The organism is Nostoc sp. CALU 1950, from assembly GCF_051172895.1.
In the GTDB taxonomy this organism is placed as follows: Bacteria; Cyanobacteriota; Cyanobacteriia; order Cyanobacteriales; family Nostocaceae; genus Nostoc; species Nostoc edaphicum_A.
The window spans coordinates 44673-65038 of record NZ_JBDNJQ010000022.1; the positions used below are offsets into that span (position 1 = coordinate 44673).

Genomic DNA, 20366 nt, shown 5'->3' on the forward strand with positions numbered 1-20366 from the left:
CTTCAGGCATGGGGTCAATCTCAAATCTCAAATTTAAAATCCCAAATTCAGTAATAACTAAGTTGTTTTTTCCTAAAGTTCAGCAGTTATACGGAAGCTATAAGCAGTGAGATTCAGTTATTGAGTGAAAAGGTCAGTAAATCTCACTAAGAAAAAATGGTTAGTAACGATTCTGCACGGGCAGAGAAAAATCAGCACTTGCTAATGCGCCTACCACGGACTCTGAGTTATCTCGAAACCTGGGGCTTTGGGTTAACGGGTCATGTTGGATGGATTGGTACTGCGCCCATTATTCATGCAGCGTTAGGGCCTAAAGCTATCTTAGTTTGGTTTTTTGGCACGATCGTTTCCTTTTTGCTTAACTTGCAGGTACAAAGTCTAGGTAGACATTGGTCAGATGTCGCCGGAGGAACACCAAACTATACCACAAGGCTATTAGAGAACTTTCCTGCTTTAGGCCGTTACGTAGCATTGGGATATTTTTTTAGCTGGGCAGCAGCACCAGCACTATACGCAATTATTCTCACCAACCTCATTAAAGTCAATTTTGAACCATTAGGTATTTCATTTCCAGAAAATTTCTTAAAAGTTTTATTTACAGCGATTCCTTTTATTTTGGCTTTCAGTGGCACGCGTGCTTTAGCACTCCTGCATTTATTTTTTGTATTCCCAGCAATTTTATTACTGTTATTATTTTGTATTCAAGGCGTACTATGGTTAGCTTTCTCAACTTCTAGTTTTAAATTTCTCCCAATTAGCACACATAGCCTGAGCTTTGAAGAATGGGCAAAGTGGTTTTTTCTAGGTAGCTATTCAATTTTTGCTTGTGAAACCACTTCTTCTTTTGTTGCTGATAGCCGCCAACCATATAAAACTTTAAGTTTCTTAACCGTAGCAGCTTGGTTAATTCCTCCAGTATTTCTAGGTGGTTCTTGGGTATTAATGTGTTCGGCTCCAAATCCAACAATAGGTGATGATGCGTTCTTAAATCTGGTAGAGGCTTCTAAACCTTTTTGGGGTGAGTCCGCCTCCTTTCTAGTAACACTTCTAATTACTATATCTTGCCTTCTAAGTTCTGCTACAGCGGTTTCCAACTCTCCTCGAATGTTATACCAGCTTGCCTTAGACAGACAGATTTCTCCCATATTTGCATTAGTTTCCCGTCAAGGTGTCCTTGGCCCTGCTATTTTAGTTACCTTTTTACTCAGTTTGCTTTGTCTCAATTTGGGAAATATATCTCAACTTGTCACAGTAGCAGGTACTTGTTATCTCATGTCCATTATGGGACTACATCTGGGATTATGGCTGTGTCGGGGACAACCACACGTGTTATGGCCTTGGTTGTCACTTAGTTTTTTCTTAGTAGAAGCAGTAGTTCTCATAGTGGGAGGTTTAGCTTGGAATTGGAGAGATTTTTTAGTAGGATTATTATTACCCATTATTCTGATGATCGGAGATGTAGCCCTACGTCGCTTAAGATTTGCACCATTACACCCTAAATGGTGGACACAGCGTTACGACACTAGAGCTATTAAAAACAACTCAGACTTTGTGGTACTACAGGTGATTGTTTTAGTATCATTAATTTGTATTACTGCCACAATCAGTTGGGTTATCCGCGATTTATTAGATAGACTTTCTACTAATCCTCAAAACTCTTTACTAGCTATTCTGTTAGTGACACTATCTTTTACAGGGGTAGCGATCGCTTGCTGGACAACTTTACCACAAATTATTGCTATTGATGAGGCACGCAAACAAGCAAGAAACTTATTTATCACTACTCTCGATACCGTTCCAGATACTGTTTTAGTCTTAGATGAAAACGGTACAATTTCTCAGACAAATACCGCTGCTGAAGAATTATTTCAAACAAGTGTTCAGCAGTTGCTTGGGCAAAAATTGAATCAACTCCTAATATGCTATCGCGGCAAGCCGGAGCAATGGTCTATTAGAAGTGAGCAAACCTTAAAAATCAACCAAGGTTTACGAATTGTTGAATCGACTATTTCACAGCCATTTAATTCCCAGCTACGAGAGTATGTTGTTATTGTCCGTGACATCACTAAGCGGAAGCTAGCAGAGGAAGAATTAGTCCAGTACCGTTATCAGCTTGAGCAGTTGGTGCTAGAGCGCACCATTGAACTTATTAGAGTTAATCAACAACTTCAACAAGACATTATCAAGCGTCAAGAAGCACAAGAGCAATTACTATACAATAGTCTTCATGACGGACTAACTGGATTGCCTAACCAAAGATTATTTATGGAGCGGGTGCAGCAGGCAATAGAACATAGTAAACAGCAAAATAATTATTTATTTGCTGTCCTCTTCTTAGACCTAGACCGCTTTAAAGTTGTTAATGACAGCCTTGGACATCTACAAGGAAATCAACTTTTGATTGCAATTTCTCACCGGCTAAAGTCAGTTCTGCGAGTCGGAGATATAGTTGCCCGTTTTGGTGGAGACGAGTTCACAATATTACTTGAGGAAATTGAAGATATCAGTACCGCTATACATGTAGCCGAGCGAATTAAAAAGGTGCTAGCTTCGCCATTTCAATTAAACGAGCATCGGGTGTTTACTAATGTTAGTATTGGCATCGCTTTAAGTAAAAGAGATTATGAGCAAGCAGCACAGATTCTACGCGATGCCGATGTAGCAATGTATTGCGCCAAAGCACTTGGTAAAGCGCGTTATGAGGTTTTTGACCCAAAGATGCACGAGGGTGCAGCTTTGCTCTTGGAGTTAGAAACTGCTTTACGTCATGCGCTGCTCAAGCAAGAAGATTTTCGTCTTGACTACCAGCCAATTGTTTCACTGACGACTGGCAAAGTTATTGGATTTGAGGCACTGATACGTTGGTATCATCCAGAACGAGGACTTATTTCCCCGCAAGATTTTATTCCCCTGGCTGAGGAAACGGGAATGATTGTTAGCATCGGGGAATGGGTGCTTTATGAAGCCTGTCACCAAATGCACAGATGGCATCAACAATTTCCTACTTCACTATCTTTGACAATTAGCGTCAATTTTTCTGGTAAACAAATCACGCAACCCGATGTATTTAAACAGGTTAAACATATTTTGCAGCAAACTGGACTGGAGCCATGCTGTTTGAAATTGGAGATTACTGAAACTTTGTTGATGGATAATTTTGAATTAGCTACCACTGTGCTTTCCCAGCTAACAGCGCTGAATGTCGAGACGCACATGGATGACTTTGGTACTGGCTATTCATCCTTGAGTTATCTGCACCGCCTACCAATCAAAACCATTAAGATTGACCGCTCTTTTGTCACCAGTATAGGTAGTCGAGGAGAAAATTTAGAAATTATTCGAGCGATTGTGACATTAGCCCATAATTTAAATATGTCTGTAACAGCAGAAGGGATAGAAACTGTAGAACAATTGGCACAATTGAAGGCTTTACAATGTGATTATGGACAAGGGTATTTTTTCTTACCACCGATGGAACGTGCAGAAGTAGAAAGACTACTTGCTGCTAACTTATGCTCCAAAAACTTTTTAAAAAGATAAAATCTTGGGATCAAAATCTGCTTAGAGAAACACTTTGTAAAATTGGGCGATCAATTTTACTTGAGAATCTATATTAGTGTAATACTGACTGTCGCTGGAAATTCTCTGCGTTATTAACTAACCCTTCTTCTAATAAAAGTTCGCTCACAAAAGTATCAATTTTCTTTTTATCGATATTCTGCATGACTACAATGTGTACCCAATTTTCAAAAATCGCTAACTGCCATTTTTTAATTAACCTTTGAGAAGGTTTTTGAAAGACTACAGTATTGGAAAAATTATTGAGCATACATGGATATTCTCTGATTTGAAGTTGTTGGAAAAGATATTGGGCATTATCAATACAGGTCTTTGCTTCTCTAGCTAATCCATCATAACCTCTTGTTTTCGTTGCATACCAGAGAATCAGAGGGGTATGACCGTTTCTAGACCCTAGAATTGTTGTATCTGTTGAACCAATATATTCAATTGCTGTTTCAACTTTTTCTACCCATTTCTTTTTAGTTAAAACTACACCGCAAGGTAAGGGAGAACCAATGAATTTAGCAGAAATGGCTACACTATCTATGGGTTTTTGAAAGTTAACTTGCGGAGCGCCATTTAGAAACGGTAATATTAATCCTGAAAGAGCGGCATCACAATGAATGTAGTAATCTTTAATCTGATTGCGTTCTAAAATTTCTATAACTTTGTCTAAGTTATCAATCGCACCTTTGACAGTAGTGCCAATATTTAAATTGATGATCGCTGGATAACTACGATTCTCACTAATTAGTTTTTCAAAATGTTCATAATTCATCTCTCCATTAATTTGTGAATTAACAACATTATGTTGAATGCGAAATAATTTGGCTGCTTTGGGTATGGAGTAATGAGAGTCTTCTGAGGAGTAAAGAATCCCATTAGGGTAGATTTCTCTTGCTAAAAACATTCCATATAAATTACCTTCAGTCCCGCCAGCAGTAATATAACCCCAAAACTGATTTTCTGGAATCTTATAGAGTTGAGCAAAAAAAGATAATACTTCTTGCTCAAACTTACGAGAATGAAGACCAAAATCTGGCTCAATATATGGATCTCCAGCATTATTCAACAGAAAATTAAAAAATTTTGCGATCGCACTGTAGTCACAACTTAAATTATATGGATAACCTGCATGAAACTGTGATCGCTGTTCTATTTGCAGCAGAAAATCTGCCAACTCTTTAGCAACTTTATCTGACATATCTTTTCTTTAAATCTCTTGAATCTTAAGTTAATGGATGTTTTAGTCTAAATTCTACGTATTAATCCATACCTTTATATTTTCTTAATAATGTGATAGTTCGGTTCTTTCTTTGACAAGAATACAGTGACAATACGTAGATATCTTCAGTAAAAATACCCAATTTTTTTGTTCACAAGTCTATTACCCTTAGAATTAGACCTTTCAAGATGTTGTGTAATAGCTTGATTCGTAGTTTGCTCAAAAGAGGTGAAAATCTGCTGGGTTGAGAATCGAGATGTTCCTGGGGCAGGTGTTTGAACGGTTTATAACAGAAAGTCCAGTTGCGGTGATGGTTTGTGGACTTTTAGAGAAAACACTATGTCCCTAGATACTGAATTACCTATTTTTGTTCGTAGTGCGAAAACTCAATACACTCGCGAGTTATTATTCTCGACACCCGTGAATTTAATGAGCCTAATTTTTTGTGGAGTCGACCTATCAATACATCCACCCCACCAAGCATCGTCTGAATCGCACGCGAGTTGCTTTAATGGCGGGAATCCCCGTTGCTTGGTACAGACTTTTGTAGAGAAAGGAAGGAGAATAAGCCTCTAAATTTTAAAAAGGATTATAGAGTAAACTAAAATAGAGACCGTTTTCTTGTAATGTTCTCTCATTTGAGTTAACAGATACTAAAGGAATTCCCCAGTCAAGACGAAGGGTGAAGCGATCGCCCTGTGACCAACGCAACCCCAGACCAACAGCAGCTAAAGTATTAGTATCGGGATTCTCTCTACCAGAACTATTCCAGCCAACACCAAAATCCACAAAGGGGACAACCTGTAAGGTGCTATCTATTTGAGGTAAGCGCAGAATCGGTACTTGAACTTCAGCAGAAAGAAAAGTACCATTATCCGTCAGTAAGTAATCTTGACGGTAGCCGCGAATGCTATCCTGCCCACCTAAGCCAAATTGCTCTAAAGGCAAAAGTGTTCTGGATGCGAGTTGCGTATTTAAACGAAGTAAAAATAAGGTTTCAGGAGCTAAAAGGCGTGCCCACTGCGCTTGTCCTTGCCAAGCAAAAAAACGGCTATCGGGAGGATTTTGATTAATTGTGGGATTCAATACATCTATGCCCAAACTGAATTGAGAACGGAGGGCGATGACTTCACGGCTATTACGACTCGTCCATTCTTGAAAAAATCGCAACGCAGATACCCTGGTACGTCCTTGTTCATCAGCACCTAAACCGGGGAAAGGTAGTCGCTCTACTTCAATATAAGAAGCTTCACTTTCCCGTCGCGAGGCTGTCAACCCAAGGGCGAATTCTTGTGTAGGAGTTTGAACTATGGGCTGGCGGAATGTCAATTCGTAATAGCGAGAATCCGATTGGATATCTAAAACGTTGAAAGGAGGTTCAATAACATTACTGGATGTGATGCCATAGTTAAATGTGAGGGTTCCATTGCGGGGATTGAGTGGTAATGTATAGCTGGCATCAAAGGAGTTGCTACCATCGGTATTAGTGTAAGCTACACCCAGAGAGTCTCCCAGCCCCAATAAGTTGGCTTCATTTAATTGTAATCGGCGGCGGAAACTGCCAACACTAGGCGATCGCCCATTATCAAGAACTATTTGGCTACTAAAGGTTTTTGCCTCGGTTACTTTAACTTCTAAGAGACTTGCACCAGTCCGTGATCCTGCGGAGAGTTCCGCAGTCACATTTTGAATCAAAGGATTAAGTTGCAAAAGTTGCAGTGCCTCTAGTAGACGCTGGCGATTTAGAGGCGGTGATGTCGCTATTGCTAGTCGGCTGCGGACATAATTCTGATTCAAGCGTCGAGTTCCAGTTATCTGGATGTCTTCTAATTTACCTTCGACCACCTGAATTTTGACAACACCGGATTGGATTGTTTGCGGTGGGATATAGGCACCAGAAGTAATGTAACCATTGTTGACGTATAACTCAGTAATTTTAGAACGTGCTTGATAAACTTCAGTCAGCGATATCGGTCGTTTGGTAAATTCAGCAGTGGCTTTGGCTAACTCTTCAGGACTGAAGACTGTACTACCAACAACTTCAAACCGTTCCACAACAATAGTTTGAGGAAAGTTGCCGGGGATTGGTTCTTCAGGTGTGGGAGTTGGGGCAGAGGGCGGAAATAATTCTGCTGGTGGGGGAAGTGGCTGTGGCAGTTCAGGTGAGGGAGTTGGCAAAGGTGCGGGTGGTTGGACATCCTGTGGTGGTGGGAATTGTTGTGACAGGATGAAATTACTAGTTGGTAATTGTGTAGTATCAACAGCCTGAGCTTGCAGTGGACTAGAAGATATGCTGCTGAGAAATACCAGCATACTCAGCGGTAAGCATGACACTATAAGATTCTGAGGATATTTATCAATCATCGCACTGGACTATTTTTTGTCAGAAACTATGGGATTATACTGGGACTGCCTCAGATGTGAATCTTACTTCATCTTCTGTCGCTAAAGTTGATATCTTGGGTAAATCTCAATTTAAAAGCGAAATTATCTGGTTATTGCAGACTTAAAAGTATTGATAATGTTCAATCTGCATCAGCAAGCAGATATGTTGAAATTATCTATTGCTGCGGGAGAAATAGACCTTAAGTATTTAGAGCAATCAGGGCTTTGTGTATGAAAAAACTCAGGTTACTCCATATCCCTCTGCTTAAACATTCCCATCAATTTACGTTTACGAGCGTGGGTTTGCATCAAATTGTCCCGATAGCTTAACCAGTCAGCTTTCTTCCCAGATTTTAAGTAGGCATTACGTGCTTTTTTCAACCATTCAACCGCGTAATAGTAGTATTCGGCTTTACCTGCATCCATAATCTTTTCGGCACGGCGACGAGCATTAGCAATCACCCAACTAGGATTGTGAGAGATAGCAGCATCCATAACTCGGTGAATCAACTCTGAATCATAAGAACTGAGTTCACTAGCGATCGCAATGGCATCATCAATTAGCCCTTCATATAAGAATATATCCACCTTGGCCGATTCTGTTCCCCAACTACTATCAGTACGGATAATTCTCAGCAAGTCTGTTTTGACACTTTCCCAGTTTTCCCCAGCCAATTCTGCCATCTTTTGGTAGTCAACAAAAGAGGGCTTCACTTGAAAAGCCGCCTTGATTGCTAATAAAGCAGCTTCACTATTACCCAACTCCAGAGCTAAATCACTTGTCCAAATCCCCAATTCGTACTGAGAATTACCTGGTAAATTTAATCCACTCTGAGCTATATCTAGTGCTTGCTGTAATGCCCCCTGAACACTGAGTGTTTTCGCTAGGGCAAAAGCTGCTTCCATTGAAATCATCTGGGTTTGAGCAGCATCAATTGCTTCTTCCACCCTACCCAAACGCCCTAGCATTGTCAGATATTGCTGGGTTTGCCCTTCTGCTTCTGCTAAATACAGGTATTCTTGAGAACGTTCCTGACGTTCAAGAATTTTCAGGCGAATTAGTGCCAAATCATCAGCGTAGTCTGGCACATCTTCTTCCCAAGCTCCCCTTTCAGTAATATTACCTTGAAGAACTTGTAGCAATGGCGGATAATCCCAACCTTGGCGTAAAGCTTCCATAACTAGACCAAAATCAACATTCCAGTCATCTTGCCAAGCTTCTAAATTTATTTGAATATCAACTTTTTCTTCTGGAGTGAGTTCGGTGCTGAGAATTGCTTCACACCAAGCATGATTCAATTCCTCCACAAGTTCATCGTTTTCAGCACCGTATTCTGCAACATCATCCCAATTTTCCACACAGGTAGAGGTAATCGCTTCCAAAATAGCGATCGCATTTTCACCCTCTCCCCGTTCGCTAAAATTTACGGCAGTTTGCACTACACTCAGCAATTCCTCAGCAATTGGGTCTTCTTCGTACCCCTCCTCAAAGTAGCGCACGGTATTCTTGAGAATCTGCCGTACTTGCCGCCGAAACGGAATCGGATCAATAGTACTGCGGCGCAGGGATTTTATAGTTGTTAGCTTGTCAGTAGGATTCATCATCCAACTGACATGGCGATCAATCGCCTCAATCATTGGTGGGTATTCAGCTACCAACTCTTGCAACAGCCTTTGAGTTTGGATATAATCCAGGCGATTTAGTAATTGTTCTAGGGTGGGGCGCTGCTCAATACTTTCTGAGTTACGCGCACAGACAAGCATCGTCGCTACAATGTGTTTGCACCACCCGTCAAAGTTGTAAGCACAGGTACAGTTTACTGAAGTTAACCCACTGCTATCGAAATTCAGGTTGACATGATAAGGTCTAGCTTGAGTGCCTGCAACATCTGCCTGAAGCAGATGACCACGTTGGATAACAGTACTGACAGCACCAGCCTCATAGTATGCCTCGCCCCGCTGGAAAGATTTGGCGTTGGCATGACGGCGGATAGTAAATTCACTAATTTGGGGAATAGACATCGAGCGATCGCCTGCGTAAATCCTTTGGATCAATCCTAAATCCAGCTTAGGTGTTCAGCTAACGTGCTGTAAAGAAAAAGGATTGGGCATTGGGGATTGGGAATTGGGGATTGGGGATTAGGTACTGGGTACTGGGTACTGGGTACTGGGTACTGGGTACTGGGAATTGGGAATTGGGAATTGGGAATTGGAAAATAGTATTTTTAATATTATTTCCTAGTCCCTAGTCCCCACTCCCCAGTCCCCAGTCCCCAGTCCCCACTCTAAAGTCTAAAAAAATAAGTATCTAGATTTGACTATAATTACTGAAAACATCCATCTTTTCGCCAGAAGTGATTGAATCATAATCTAAGTCAGCAAAACCCGAACGTTAAATCAGTAAATAGTTATCGGGCGTATGGTAGGGATCTAAATCAGTTACCAGTTCCTAGTGTTCACTGATACAGCAGTTTGCAAATAAGTAAGGTACAAAATGCAGGACTCAAAATCAGATATAAAGAGTTTCTGCCCTCTGCCTCCTGCCTTCCTTGATAACTGATAACTGTTAAAGGGGTTGCGCTGATTGTCGGTCAAGTTGAGAATAAATAGGCGAAGCACACGGGGAAACTAACGTGAGTCAAGAATTTGATTACGATTTAGTAATTATCGGCGCTGGTGTAGGCGGACATGGCGCAGCCTTACACGCCGTAAGTTGCGGTCTGAAAACAGCGATTATTGAAGCTGCTGATATGGGAGGAACCTGTGTTAATCGGGGCTGTATTCCTTCTAAAGCGTTGCTGGCGGCATCTGGACGTGTGCGGGAGTTACGTGATGCCCACCACCTCAAGTCGTTGGGAATTCAAGTTGGAAGCGTGGAATTTGATCGCCAAGCGATCGCTAACCATGCTGGTAATCTCGTCTCGAAAATTCAAGGCGACTTAACCAACAGCCTCAAACGTCTAGGAGTCGATATCATCAGGGGTTGGGGAAAAATTGCTGGGGCGCAAAAAGTCTCTGTTACCGGAGACGGTGGTGAAAAAACCATCACAGCCAAAGACATCATTCTTTCCCCCGGTTCAATTCCTTTTGTGCCTCCAGGAATTGAAGTAGACGGCAAAACTGTCTTTACCAGCGATCAAGGTGTCAAGTTAGAGTCGTTACCAGATTGGGTGGCGATTATTGGTAGTGGTTACATCGGCTTAGAATTTTCTGATATTTACTCAGCTTTGGGTTGTGAAATCACCTTGATTGAAGCCCTAGATCAGTTAATGCCAGGATTTGACCGCGATATTGCCAAACTTGCTGAACGGGTGCTGATTAGTCCTCGCGATATTGAAACGAAAGTGGGGATATACGCCAAAAAAGTCACTCCTGGTTCACCTGTGGTGATTGAATTAGCAGATTTCAAAACCAAAGAAGATGTAGATGTCATCGAAGTAGATGCTTGCTTGGTGGCTACGGGACGCATCCCAGCGACCAAAAATCTAGGTTTAGAGTCTGTGGGTGTAGAAGTTGATCGGCGGAACTTTATCCCAGTTGACGATCGCATGGCTGTTCTGTCATCTGGTGAAGTAGTGCCGCATCTGTGGGCAATTGGCGACGCGAATGGGAAGATGATGTTAGCACACGCGGCTTCTGCTCAAGGCATCATCGCAGTAGAAAATATAGTTGGGAGGGAAAGAATAGTAGACTATCGCAGCATCCCCGCAGCAGCATTTACCCACCCAGAAGTCAGCTATGTGGGCTTAACAGAAACCGCAGCTAAGGAGTTGGGACAAACCGAAGGGTTTGAAATTGCTACAAGTCGGAGTTACTTCAAAGGGAATTCCAAAGCGTTGGCAGAAAATGAAGCCGACGGTATTGCCAAGGTGATATATCGCAAAGATACAGGAGAAGTCTTAGGAGTCCACATTTTCGGACTGCACGCCTCAGACTTAATTCACGAAGCATCCGCTGCGATCGCAAACCGTCAATCTGTCCAAAGCCTCGCACATCTAGTTCACGCCCACCCGACACTCTCAGAAGTCCTGGACGAAGCTTATAAACGAGCCATTTAGTCATTTGTCCTCTGTCATTTGTCCTTTGCTAATAAACAAGGACAAATGACCATTGACAAATGACCACTGACCAATGACTAATGACAAATTATGCAAATTCGCCGCCGTTCACCTAACCCAGCTATTGATGTATCTATATTGCGTTATCAGGCTGTCGTACCTGATGCAGCGCCAAACCACATTTTGGAGGAAATTGTCTGGCAGAAAGAAGTAGAATATGACCAAATGCGGGAAAAAGTTCCTTTGCAGCAATTGCTTAAACAGGTACTTACCGCGCCGCCAACCCGTGATTTTGTCGCCGCCTTGCGCCAAGGTAAGACTAATCCAGCATTGATTGCCGAAGTCAAAAAAGCTTCACCTAGCAAAGGCGTTTTACGAGAAGATTTTGACCCAGTTGCGATCGCCCAATCTTATCAGCAAGGTGGTGCTAGTTGTCTTTCTGTGCTAACGGATGTCAAGTTCTTTCAAGGTAGTTTTGATAACTTAGCAAAGGTTCGGGCAGCCGTAGATTTGCCCATACTGTGCAAAGAATTTATCGTTTACGCTTACCAGATATACTTGGCGCGAGTTCAGGGTGCAGATGCCATTTTGTTGATTGCAGCTATTCTCAGCGATCAAGATTTGAAATACTTCCTCAAAATTGCTAACAATCTAAAAATGGCAGCCTTGATTGAAGTCCATAGTTTGGCAGAACTTGACCGTGTGTTAGCCTTAGATGGGGTTTCCTTGATAGGAATCAATAATCGCAATTTGGAAGATTTCTCTGTTGACCTGCAAACCACTTGCCAACTTTTGGCTGCAAGAGGTAGCCAATTGCAAGAGAAAAACATCCTTGTTGTCAGCGAATCAGGACTACACAACCCAGAAGATTTGAGTTTGGTGCTTACAGCAGGTGCATCTGCTGTACTCATTGGAGAATCTTTGGTAAAACAACCAGATCCCGGCGCTGCGATCGCCCGTATATTACCGAGGAATTTCTGAAAAGTTACACCTCTCCTGCGCTAATAAGGGGCGCAGGGCAACTAACTGCACACAATAGTTGGGCAATTGGGCACACTATGCGTAGACACGCAGCACTTTGCCATCAAGTATCATCAATATCTTTGCCAAATCTTCATTGCTAATCAAATCAAAGCCATAAGCAACTAGTTATTTATTATGTAACAATTCATTAATAAGAGACAAACTCTCATTAATACAAAATCCCAAATATGAAATCAAAATTTAACTTCATGGAGCAAATTCCTCTACCTTCACCTATTCACTACGAACTTATACTTCAACTTTTAGAAAGACAAACTATGTTAGCAGTCAATGATAATCCAGATTTAAGGCATCAGGTGAATCAGCTAATTATTACTCTCCGCAAAGCTGCTGTGCAGCAAAAGCGACTAGAAGAAATTTGCGAGTTTTCCTCTGTAACTATTGATCACCGTTGGTCGATCAACCACCATAACGATAGCAAAGTTGTTGCTCCCGATTGAAGTTGATAAATTAATATCTCAACCTCAAATTTGGCATCTTTAGTTAAGTTATATTACCATTATCAGAAAATGTCTCTGTGTATTGAAGGGGTAAGTACTCAAAATTTCCGCCACACTTACTTGACCCAAAGGCACGGTTTGGTGTGTGATTTAAAAGCCTCTATATAGACTCTAGTTACAGAACTTTCTCTGCATTGTAAAAATATATAGAAATCCTAAATTAGTATTTGAAATCGGCAGCTTTAACGCTTAAAGTTTAGTTGATATAGATTTTACTTTATTGAGCTAGTTCACTCAATTTATACATAGTTATTGTTTCTCTAACTACTAACTTAGCTTTTGACAATTTATACAATAATAATATTAATGCTGTAGAAAAAATATCATCTTTATAAGTTTTTAGCTCTGAAAAAGTTCATCTTGATTTAGAAGAAATTGTAGATCAGTTAAAATATTGATGAGATTCTCTCTCGAATTTAACGAAAGATGAAATATAACAGCATTCACGAACTACTCAGAAATAATCAGGCTTGGGTTGCCGAAAAGCTAGCTATAGATCCAACTTACTTTGAAGAATTATCTAATGGACAAACACCACCTTTTCTATACATTGGGTGTTCTGATAGTCGTCTGGCATTAACAAGATTTACCCGTACAGAACCAGGAGAGTTATTTGTACATCGTAATATTGCCAATCAAGTTTCTCTAACAGATATAAACTTTTTAGCCGTTTTAGAATACGCAGTTTTACATCTTAAAGTAGAACACATTATCGTCTGTGGTCACTACGATTGCGGAGGAATTAAGGCAGCTTTAGAAGGGAGAACCATCGGAATTCTTGATAACTGGGTAAATCCGATTCGGGAACTGTATTTACAGAAACAAGAAGAAATTGATACCTTGCCAACAAGAGAAGAACGTCTCAATCGTTTGGCGGAAATCAATGTTGTGGCGCAAGTGAAAAATCTTTACCAAACTTCTATCATGCGCCAGGTACTCCATGAGCGAAAAGCGCCTATGGTTCATGGTTGGGTATTAGATATAAGCACTGGGTTGATCAAAGATTTGAATGTCTCAACTGTGCAATGGCAATTGCACATCTGCCCCTTGCTTTTGGAGTTTAGACTTTATGCTATGTTAAAAAATGAGAGCTAATTTGGTATTTACCGCCAGACAAAAGCTGAACCAATACGCTTGAGATTATTATAGATTTTTGTTTAATAAAATTTACAAATACAAAGCAGGTAATTTATTTTCCTTATTTCCATCTTCTGTATGTAAATGTACTCATTGAGGCTCTGACTCAATTTATCACTGGATGCAGAGCCTCCAACCTACCCTGCAAAGAATTATTTCTTAGAAATTATCCACACTGCATGAATAATTCCAGGAATGTAACCAAAAAGCGTCAAAAGTATATTAATCCAAAAGTCTACGCCAAAGCCTACTTGTAAAAAAACTCCCAAAGGCGGCACGAAAATGGCACACAAAATCCGAACTAAATCCATTTAAACCTCCTATTAATCTCACAAAAGACAGCTTGTTGGTGAAGTTATTCATCACTTTTCAAGCATGTTTGTACCTCTCAAAGATAACATTCTCTCTGTTAATCTAGGTCATGATTTAGATGCGGTAAACCGTACTTAACATTAGCCACCGCTGATTTTGGCTTTGTAACCTAGCTTGGTCAAAATATCGAAAATTTTTTGCTTGTGTTCGCCCTGAATTTCAATTTCGTTATCTTTAACTGTCCCACCTGTGCCGCACTGGGTTTTCAACTGCTTCACCAAATCTGCCAAAGTTTCCGGTTTGACTTGAAAACCACTAATTACTGTGACGGTTTTCCCTTTGCGTCCTTTGCGGGAAGCTTGTACTTTAAGATTTTGTTGTTGTGGGGGTAGTTCTGGAATTGGTCTTTCTATGGCCGCGGAGTTGTCGTTGCCAAATTCGCGGTAGACAAAGCCTTTATCGGAAGATTTGGGATTGGAAGAAGACATAAAATGAATGTTAAGAAAAATTTCAAAGGCAGTGGAAACTTCTACGCAACCATTCTGCTGGGATATCAATTTCTAGGCTAACATCACAAATCCATTGCAAGGGATTGGGCATTGGGCATGGGGCATTCTTCTCCCCCTGCTTCCCCTGCTCCCCTGCTCCCCTGCTCCCCTGCTCCCCTACTCCCCAATCCCCAATCCCCAGATATACCCCAGACTTTCTATAATAATTAAGTCATTCCCGTCATCAAAAACAGCCTGTGACTACCACTCCCCTATCTCCAAGTTCAACTGCTCAAGTTCCCGATATGCTAGGTCGCTTTGGGCGCTTTGGCGGTAAGTATGTACCTGAAACGCTCATGCCTGCCCTTGCTGAATTAGAAACAGCTTATCAGCAATACCGCAATGACCCTGGTTTTCAAGCAGAACTACAGCAGTTATTACGGGACTATGTGGGACGTGCAACACCATTGTATTTTGCTGAACGCTTGACTGCTCATTATGCCCGACCCGATCGCACGGGCCCGCAAATTTACTTAAAACGCGAAGATTTAAATCATACTGGCGCTCACAAAATCAATAATGCCCTTGGTCAGGTATTGTTGGCGAAACGCATGGGTAAGCAAAGGATTATTGCCGAAACGGGCGCTGGACAACACGGAGTTGCCACAGCTACAGTTTGCGCTCGTTTTGGGCTGGAATGCGTAATTTATATGGGCGTTCATGATATGGAACGCCAATCTTTAAATGTGTTCAGAATGCGGCTGATGGGAGCAGAAGTGCGTCCGGTGGAAGCGGGAACTGGAACCCTAAAAGATGCCACTTCTGAAGCAATCCGCGATTGGGTGACAAATGTGGAAACCACTCACTACATCCTCGGTTCGGTAGCAGGGCCCCATCCTTACCCGATGATGGTACGTGATTTCCATGCAGTAATCGGCCAAGAAACTCGCGCCCAAGCAATGGAAAAATGGGGTGTATTGCCTGATATTCTCTTGGCTTGTGTGGGTGGTGGTTCCAATGCTATGGGACTATTTTACGAGTTTATGAATGAGTCTTCTATACGGTTCATTGGGGTTGAGGCAGCCGGGGAAGGTGTCAATACCGAAAAACACGCCGCAACATTGACAAAAGGACGAATTGGTGTATTGCATGGAGCAATGAGCTACCTGCTGCAAGATGAAGATGGGCAAATCATTGAGGCACACTCAATTAGTGCAGGTTTAGATTATCCCGGTGTGGGCCCAGAACATAGCTATTTAAAGGATACTGGTCGCGCTGAATACTATAGTGTGACGGATGCAGAGGCTTTGGCAGCATTCCAGCGATTATCGAAATTGGAGGGAATTATCCCAGCATTGGAAACAGCCCATGCGATCGCCTACCTCGAAACCCTCTGTCCTCAATTAACCGACAGTCCTCGGATTGTAATTAACTGCTCTGGACGCGGTGATAAGGATGTACAAACAGTAGCCAAGTTATTAAATCCTGCGTAAATATACTTAAAATTCTTGGGAGGAAGCAATGATGGATCAACAATTCCAACACGCGATGCTACCGCAACCTACTCACGACGAGTTGGCACGCCAAAACTTTGTGCAAAGTCTAAAAATGCACATTTTCAGGAATATCTCTCCTGGTAATAAGGTAGTTTATGAAAAAATAGGCAAACCGAAGTTTGAACAAGAACATCAGCGTCCTCCCCAGAATCGTTATGAAATTCGGGAAGTAATGCAGCACGAACCCTACTATCGCTGGACTAGTGCCCTCAAGCGCATCAACCAGGAAATGTTATGGGATGCTGTAAATGCCAATGTTGACAGACAGCTACCAGAGTTAATTGAGCGTGCCAAAAATCAGGGTGGTGAACTCGGTACTTTAACCCTCGACCCAAATTTTCAAATACCTACTCATCAAAAAGCTGTAGACATTCACTGTATGCCCGGAGGATATCACAGTGAATTCACAGATGATGATGTCGCTGCCGGCGCAACCTACGATCGCGGCGCTTACGTTTATGGTCTAGGTTGGTTGGGGCCGCTCAACGATGATATGGGGCTATCTATAGTCCAGAACTACCTCCTAGCAGAGTATCCTGACTTTCGACCCCGAAAAATTCTCGATATGGGATGTTCTGTTGGCAATAGCACATTACCATACACAGATGGTTTCCCAGATGCAGAAGTCCATGCCATAGATGTAGGCGCATCTATGTTGCGTTACGCTCATGCAAGAGCCGAAGCCTTGGGAAAACGGGTACACTTCTCTCAACAAAATGCCGAACATACTAACTTTCCGGATGAATCATTTGACTTAGTGGTTTCTCACATTTTGCTGCATGAAATTCCCCCGCCATCTGTGCGTAAAGTTATGCAAGAATCTTATCGTCTACTGGCTCCTGGCGGCATGATGATCCATGTGGAAGCACCCCTATATCGTCACATGGATATTTATACACAATTTATTTATGATTGGGAAACCGCTAACAACAACGAACCCTTCTGGAGTGCTGTACGCGATTTAGATTTAGTGCCGCTAGCTACTGAGGCTGGTTTTGCAGCAGATAAGGTATTTGAGAAATTTGTCCCTAATGGGGCATGGAAAGCAAAAGTCACTAATGGCCTGTTTAAAAATGGTAACTCAGGCAGCCAAGGCACTTGGTTTGTAGTTGCTGCAACTAAGTAAGAATTCGTAATTCGTAATTCGTAATTCGTAATTCGTAATTCGTAATTGAGGAAGTCAGATTTTCTCTGAGTTTCCTTCTTTTCTATGTGTGGTCTGATTTTTGGAGAATTGGTATTAGGATGACAAAAATAGCCAAGGGTAAACGGCCTGTTTACTTAGAAAATCCGCAAACTGATAAATTGCTAGCGATCGTCATGGCTTTAACTGGCGAGGTATCCGTGCTGCATGAGCGGCTAGACACCATTGAACGGTTGCTAGAGGTTAAAGGTATTTTATCGGCTACTGAGATTGAAGCTTACGAGCCGGATGCCAAAGTAACTAAGGAACGGGAACAGTGGCGTGCAGAATATATTGCGCGGGTGTTGCGTGTGGTACAGGAAGAGTTAGAAACCCTCAACCAAAGCTAGGCACTCAGAGGTTTTAGTGGAGAAAGTTATGCCATTTGTACAGAAAAAATACTACTAGTGATAGATGTGAATTTTTCATGAACATTACAAAGTTTTCGTAAAGTCGTGAATGTAACCGTTTTTTGGTAGCTTTTGAACGAAAAACGGTATAAACAGGAGTATATAGACCTATAAGCAATTTGTCACATTGGCAGTAGTTTGGTTAGATTGTCTGGAACTTTACTTTCAGCAAATGATTAAAACAACAATCTACGCCGTTGCTTTAGGCACTATTGCTCTTAGTAGTGGGGCGATCGCTACTCCTGTAACAAATCAAACTTTTACGCCGCTATCTTCACAACTATCAAATAATACTGTTAAAGTTGCAGCATTGAGCTATGACACTGCCGCGATAGAACAGTCAGTTTTCAACCAAATTAATAGCTACAGAGTTTCCCAAGGTCGACAAGCGCTGACTCGGAATTCTTCCATCGATAATCAAGCCAGGATTCACAGTCAGAACATGGCTAATCGTAAAGTTGGCTTTGGACATACTGGATTTGCACAGCGTGTTGTAGCAACCGGTATTCCTTACAGAGCAGCTGGTGAAAATGTCGCTTACAACCAGGGATATGCTGATCCTGCTACGAAAGCTGTACAAGGTTGGCTCAAAAGTTCAGGGCATCTTGCCAATATCAGAAATCAGAATTATACCTTGACGGGGATTGGTGTTGCTGTCACAAGTACAGGCAAAGTTTACTTCACACAAATATTTATGACACCAAGATAGATCCCAAAAGTGTAGTAAAATTTCGGTTTTTTCCTTGTTAGCTAATCTTTTGTTAAATATTTAGTAATGTAGCTTCAATGACATTTCTCTATTGAATACTACATTATTTTTTTAGTAATGCATGAAAATCTTAAATTCTCAGCAAAAGTAAACATGGTTTTCATGAAGTTGACCTATTGAAGTATTGACAATTAGAAATGATTATTTGTGTTCCTCATAAAGGATATAGCCAAATTGCCGAAATTCATCAATCCTTAATAGTATCGTGGTATATATCGTCGGAACAATGAGGTAGAGTATAAGTCTTATATCTCTACACATTACGCAATTCTCCATGTTCCGACAAACTGCTTTTGGCATCGCTTTAAGTGCGCTTGTCCTTGCTAGTGGATTAACGACTGTTCCGATACCAAATCATCCATCTACGAATACATCCACCCGTAATAAGCTGTTGTCGCTTTTTTCCAGTCAGGCTGCAATATCGACTCCTACTTTTAAAACTACGGAGCTAGAAAAATCAGTATTTGAGCAAATTAATCGATATCGGGCTTCTAAAGGACTGCCAAAGTTGACCCTAAATGCTAGTATCACTCGACAGGCAAGAATTCATAGTCAAAATATGGCTAAAGGTAAAACCCCATTTAGCCATCAGGGGTTTGAAGGGCGAGTCAAAGCTATTACTCTGCGCTACAACAGTGCGGCGGAAAATGTTGCTTTCAATCGGGGATATAGCAACCCCGTGGAGGAAGCTGTCACTGGTTGGATCAACAGCCCCGGACACCTAAAGAATCTTAAAGGAAATTACAACCTTACTGGAATAGGCGTTGCTACTAATAATCAAGGCGAAGTCTACCTTACACAACTTTTCTTTCGGGCTAGGTAGATTTAATTTTTAATTTGTTTGCACAATAATAATGTATTGTCTGACAATACTTTTGTCTGTTGGACACTGCTATTATTTTTGGACAATTCATGACATTACCAGATTTTCAGGTGAGCGATCGCGACCTTAGTGACGCAGCCCTTGAACAGTATTTAGAATCGACGGCGATCGCAGTTGATACAGAAACGATGGGATTATTGCCGTTGCGCGATCGCTTGTGTCTCGTCCAACTGTGTAACCTTGAGGGGAAAGTGACTGCAATCCGCATAGCCAAAGGACAAGCAGACGCTCCAAACTTAAAAAAACTTTTAGAAGCGGCGAATGTCGTAAAAGTATTTCACTTTGCTCGTTTTGACCTTGCCACTTTGCGAACCAATCTGGGGATTCAGGTTGGGCCTGTTTTTTGCACCAAAATTGCCAGCAAGTTAGCCCGTACTTATACAAATCGCCACGGACTCAAAGATGTGGTGCAAGAATTAGAACAAGTGGAACTGGATAAAAGCTCTCAAAGTTCTGATTGGGGTAACGCCGCTAGTTTATCTGAAGCTCAACTAAGTTATGCTGCCAATGATGTGCGCTACTTACTTAGTGTGCAGCAGAAGCTAATAGAAATGCTCAAACGAGAAGAACGTTGGGAAATTGCTCAAGAATGTTTTCAATTTCTACCAACTATAGTTTCCTTAGATTTGTTGCAATTTAAGGATTTGTTTGAACACTGATGAAATAGGGAATGAGGAGTAGGGACAAGAAATTTTGACTGCTCGTCGCTCCAGACTACTCAACTGTCAAGTTTCCATTGACAGGTAAGCAAGTTCGTAGTAAAGACTTTAGTCCTTATTTTATTTTCTAAGCACTAAAGTCTTTATACCAATTTTGTATGAAGCTGCATAGAATTAGATCCCCCCTAGCCCCCCT

General features: G+C 41.5%; 16 protein-coding genes. 11 read left to right on the top strand and 5 right to left on the bottom strand.

The annotated features are described in order from the left end of the window. The first annotated feature begins 156 nt into the window (after positions 1-156). Complete coding sequence (locus ABF638_RS09125) at positions 157-3540, top strand: EAL domain-containing protein (RefSeq protein ID WP_435022142.1); 3384 nt, start codon at positions 157-159, stop codon at positions 3538-3540. A 73-nt stretch (positions 3541-3613) separates the two neighbouring features. Here the strand turns inward: ABF638_RS09125 and ABF638_RS09130 are convergent, their stop codons facing one another. The 3 genes from ABF638_RS09130 to ABF638_RS09140 form a co-directional block, all read right to left on the bottom strand. Continuing rightward, entirely contained in the window at positions 3614-4765 is a 1152-nt protein-coding gene (locus ABF638_RS09130) for a histidine decarboxylase (RefSeq protein WP_435022144.1), read from the bottom strand. A gap of 600 nt (positions 4766-5365) precedes the next feature. Continuing rightward, positions 5366-7150 carry a ShlB/FhaC/HecB family hemolysin secretion/activation protein gene (locus ABF638_RS09135; RefSeq protein ID WP_435022146.1) on the bottom strand — a complete coding sequence of 595 codons (1785 nt, stop codon included), beginning with the start codon at positions 7148-7150 and terminating at the stop codon, positions 5366-5368. Between the two features lie 267 nt (positions 7151-7417). After that, positions 7418-9193 (bottom strand): SWIM zinc finger family protein, encoded by a 1776-nt coding sequence (locus tag ABF638_RS09140; protein ID WP_435022170.1) that lies wholly within the window; start codon positions 9191-9193, stop codon positions 7418-7420. Positions 9194-9804: 611 nt separating this feature from the next. Here ABF638_RS09140 and lpdA point away from each other — a divergent pair. From lpdA to ABF638_RS09160, 4 genes are all read left to right on the top strand, one after another. Continuing rightward, on the top strand, positions 9805-11229 hold the full coding sequence (lpdA, locus tag ABF638_RS09145) for a dihydrolipoyl dehydrogenase (protein WP_435022148.1): 1425 nt from the start codon (positions 9805-9807) through the stop codon (positions 11227-11229). A gap of 90 nt (positions 11230-11319) precedes the next feature. Continuing rightward, the gene (trpC, locus tag ABF638_RS09150) at positions 11320-12210 is read left to right on the top strand and encodes an indole-3-glycerol phosphate synthase TrpC (protein WP_435022150.1); all 891 of its coding nucleotides are present in this window, start codon (positions 11320-11322) and stop codon (positions 12208-12210) included. A 251-nt stretch (positions 12211-12461) separates the two neighbouring features. After that, positions 12462-12713 (top strand): DUF5340 domain-containing protein, encoded by a 252-nt coding sequence (locus ABF638_RS09155; RefSeq protein WP_069072137.1) that lies wholly within the window; start codon positions 12462-12464, stop codon positions 12711-12713. Positions 12714-13199: 486 nt separating this feature from the next. Continuing rightward, positions 13200-13868 (top strand): carbonic anhydrase, encoded by a 669-nt coding sequence (locus ABF638_RS09160; RefSeq protein WP_181928380.1) that lies wholly within the window; start codon positions 13200-13202, stop codon positions 13866-13868. A 194-nt stretch (positions 13869-14062) separates the two neighbouring features. On the opposite strand, the gene ABF638_RS09165 is transcribed toward ABF638_RS09160, so the two are convergent. After that, entirely contained in the window at positions 14063-14221 is a 159-nt protein-coding gene (locus ABF638_RS09165) for a YqaE/Pmp3 family membrane protein (RefSeq protein ID WP_334872611.1), read from the bottom strand. A 141-nt stretch (positions 14222-14362) separates the two neighbouring features. Beyond that, entirely contained in the window at positions 14363-14710 is a 348-nt protein-coding gene (locus ABF638_RS09170) for a translation initiation factor (RefSeq protein WP_420760710.1), read from the bottom strand. 257 nt (positions 14711-14967) lie between these two features. On the opposite strand from ABF638_RS09170, the gene trpB reads away from it, so the two are divergent. From trpB to ABF638_RS09200, 6 genes are all read left to right on the top strand, one after another. After that, positions 14968-16203 (top strand): tryptophan synthase subunit beta, encoded by a 1236-nt coding sequence (gene trpB / locus ABF638_RS09175; protein ID WP_435022153.1) that lies wholly within the window; start codon positions 14968-14970, stop codon positions 16201-16203. Positions 16204-16231: 28 nt separating this feature from the next. Beyond that, a complete protein-coding gene (locus ABF638_RS09180) occupies positions 16232-17392 on the top strand; it encodes a class I SAM-dependent methyltransferase (protein ID WP_435022155.1) in 1161 nt (386 codons plus the stop codon). Between the two features lie 119 nt (positions 17393-17511). Further along, positions 17512-17799, top strand: a complete 288-nt coding sequence (locus tag ABF638_RS09185; protein ID WP_069072143.1) for a hypothetical protein — start codon at positions 17512-17514, stop codon at positions 17797-17799. Positions 17800-18031: 232 nt separating this feature from the next. Further along, complete coding sequence (locus ABF638_RS09190) at positions 18032-18568, top strand: CAP domain-containing protein (RefSeq protein WP_435022158.1); 537 nt, start codon at positions 18032-18034, stop codon at positions 18566-18568. Positions 18569-18902: 334 nt separating this feature from the next. Further along, entirely contained in the window at positions 18903-19451 is a 549-nt protein-coding gene (locus ABF638_RS09195; protein ID WP_435022160.1) for a CAP domain-containing protein, read from the top strand. A gap of 89 nt (positions 19452-19540) precedes the next feature. After that, positions 19541-20170: a ribonuclease D gene (locus ABF638_RS09200; RefSeq protein ID WP_435022162.1), complete on the top strand. Its 630-nt coding sequence runs from the start codon at positions 19541-19543 to the stop codon at positions 20168-20170. Positions 20171-20366 lie beyond the last annotated feature (196 nt).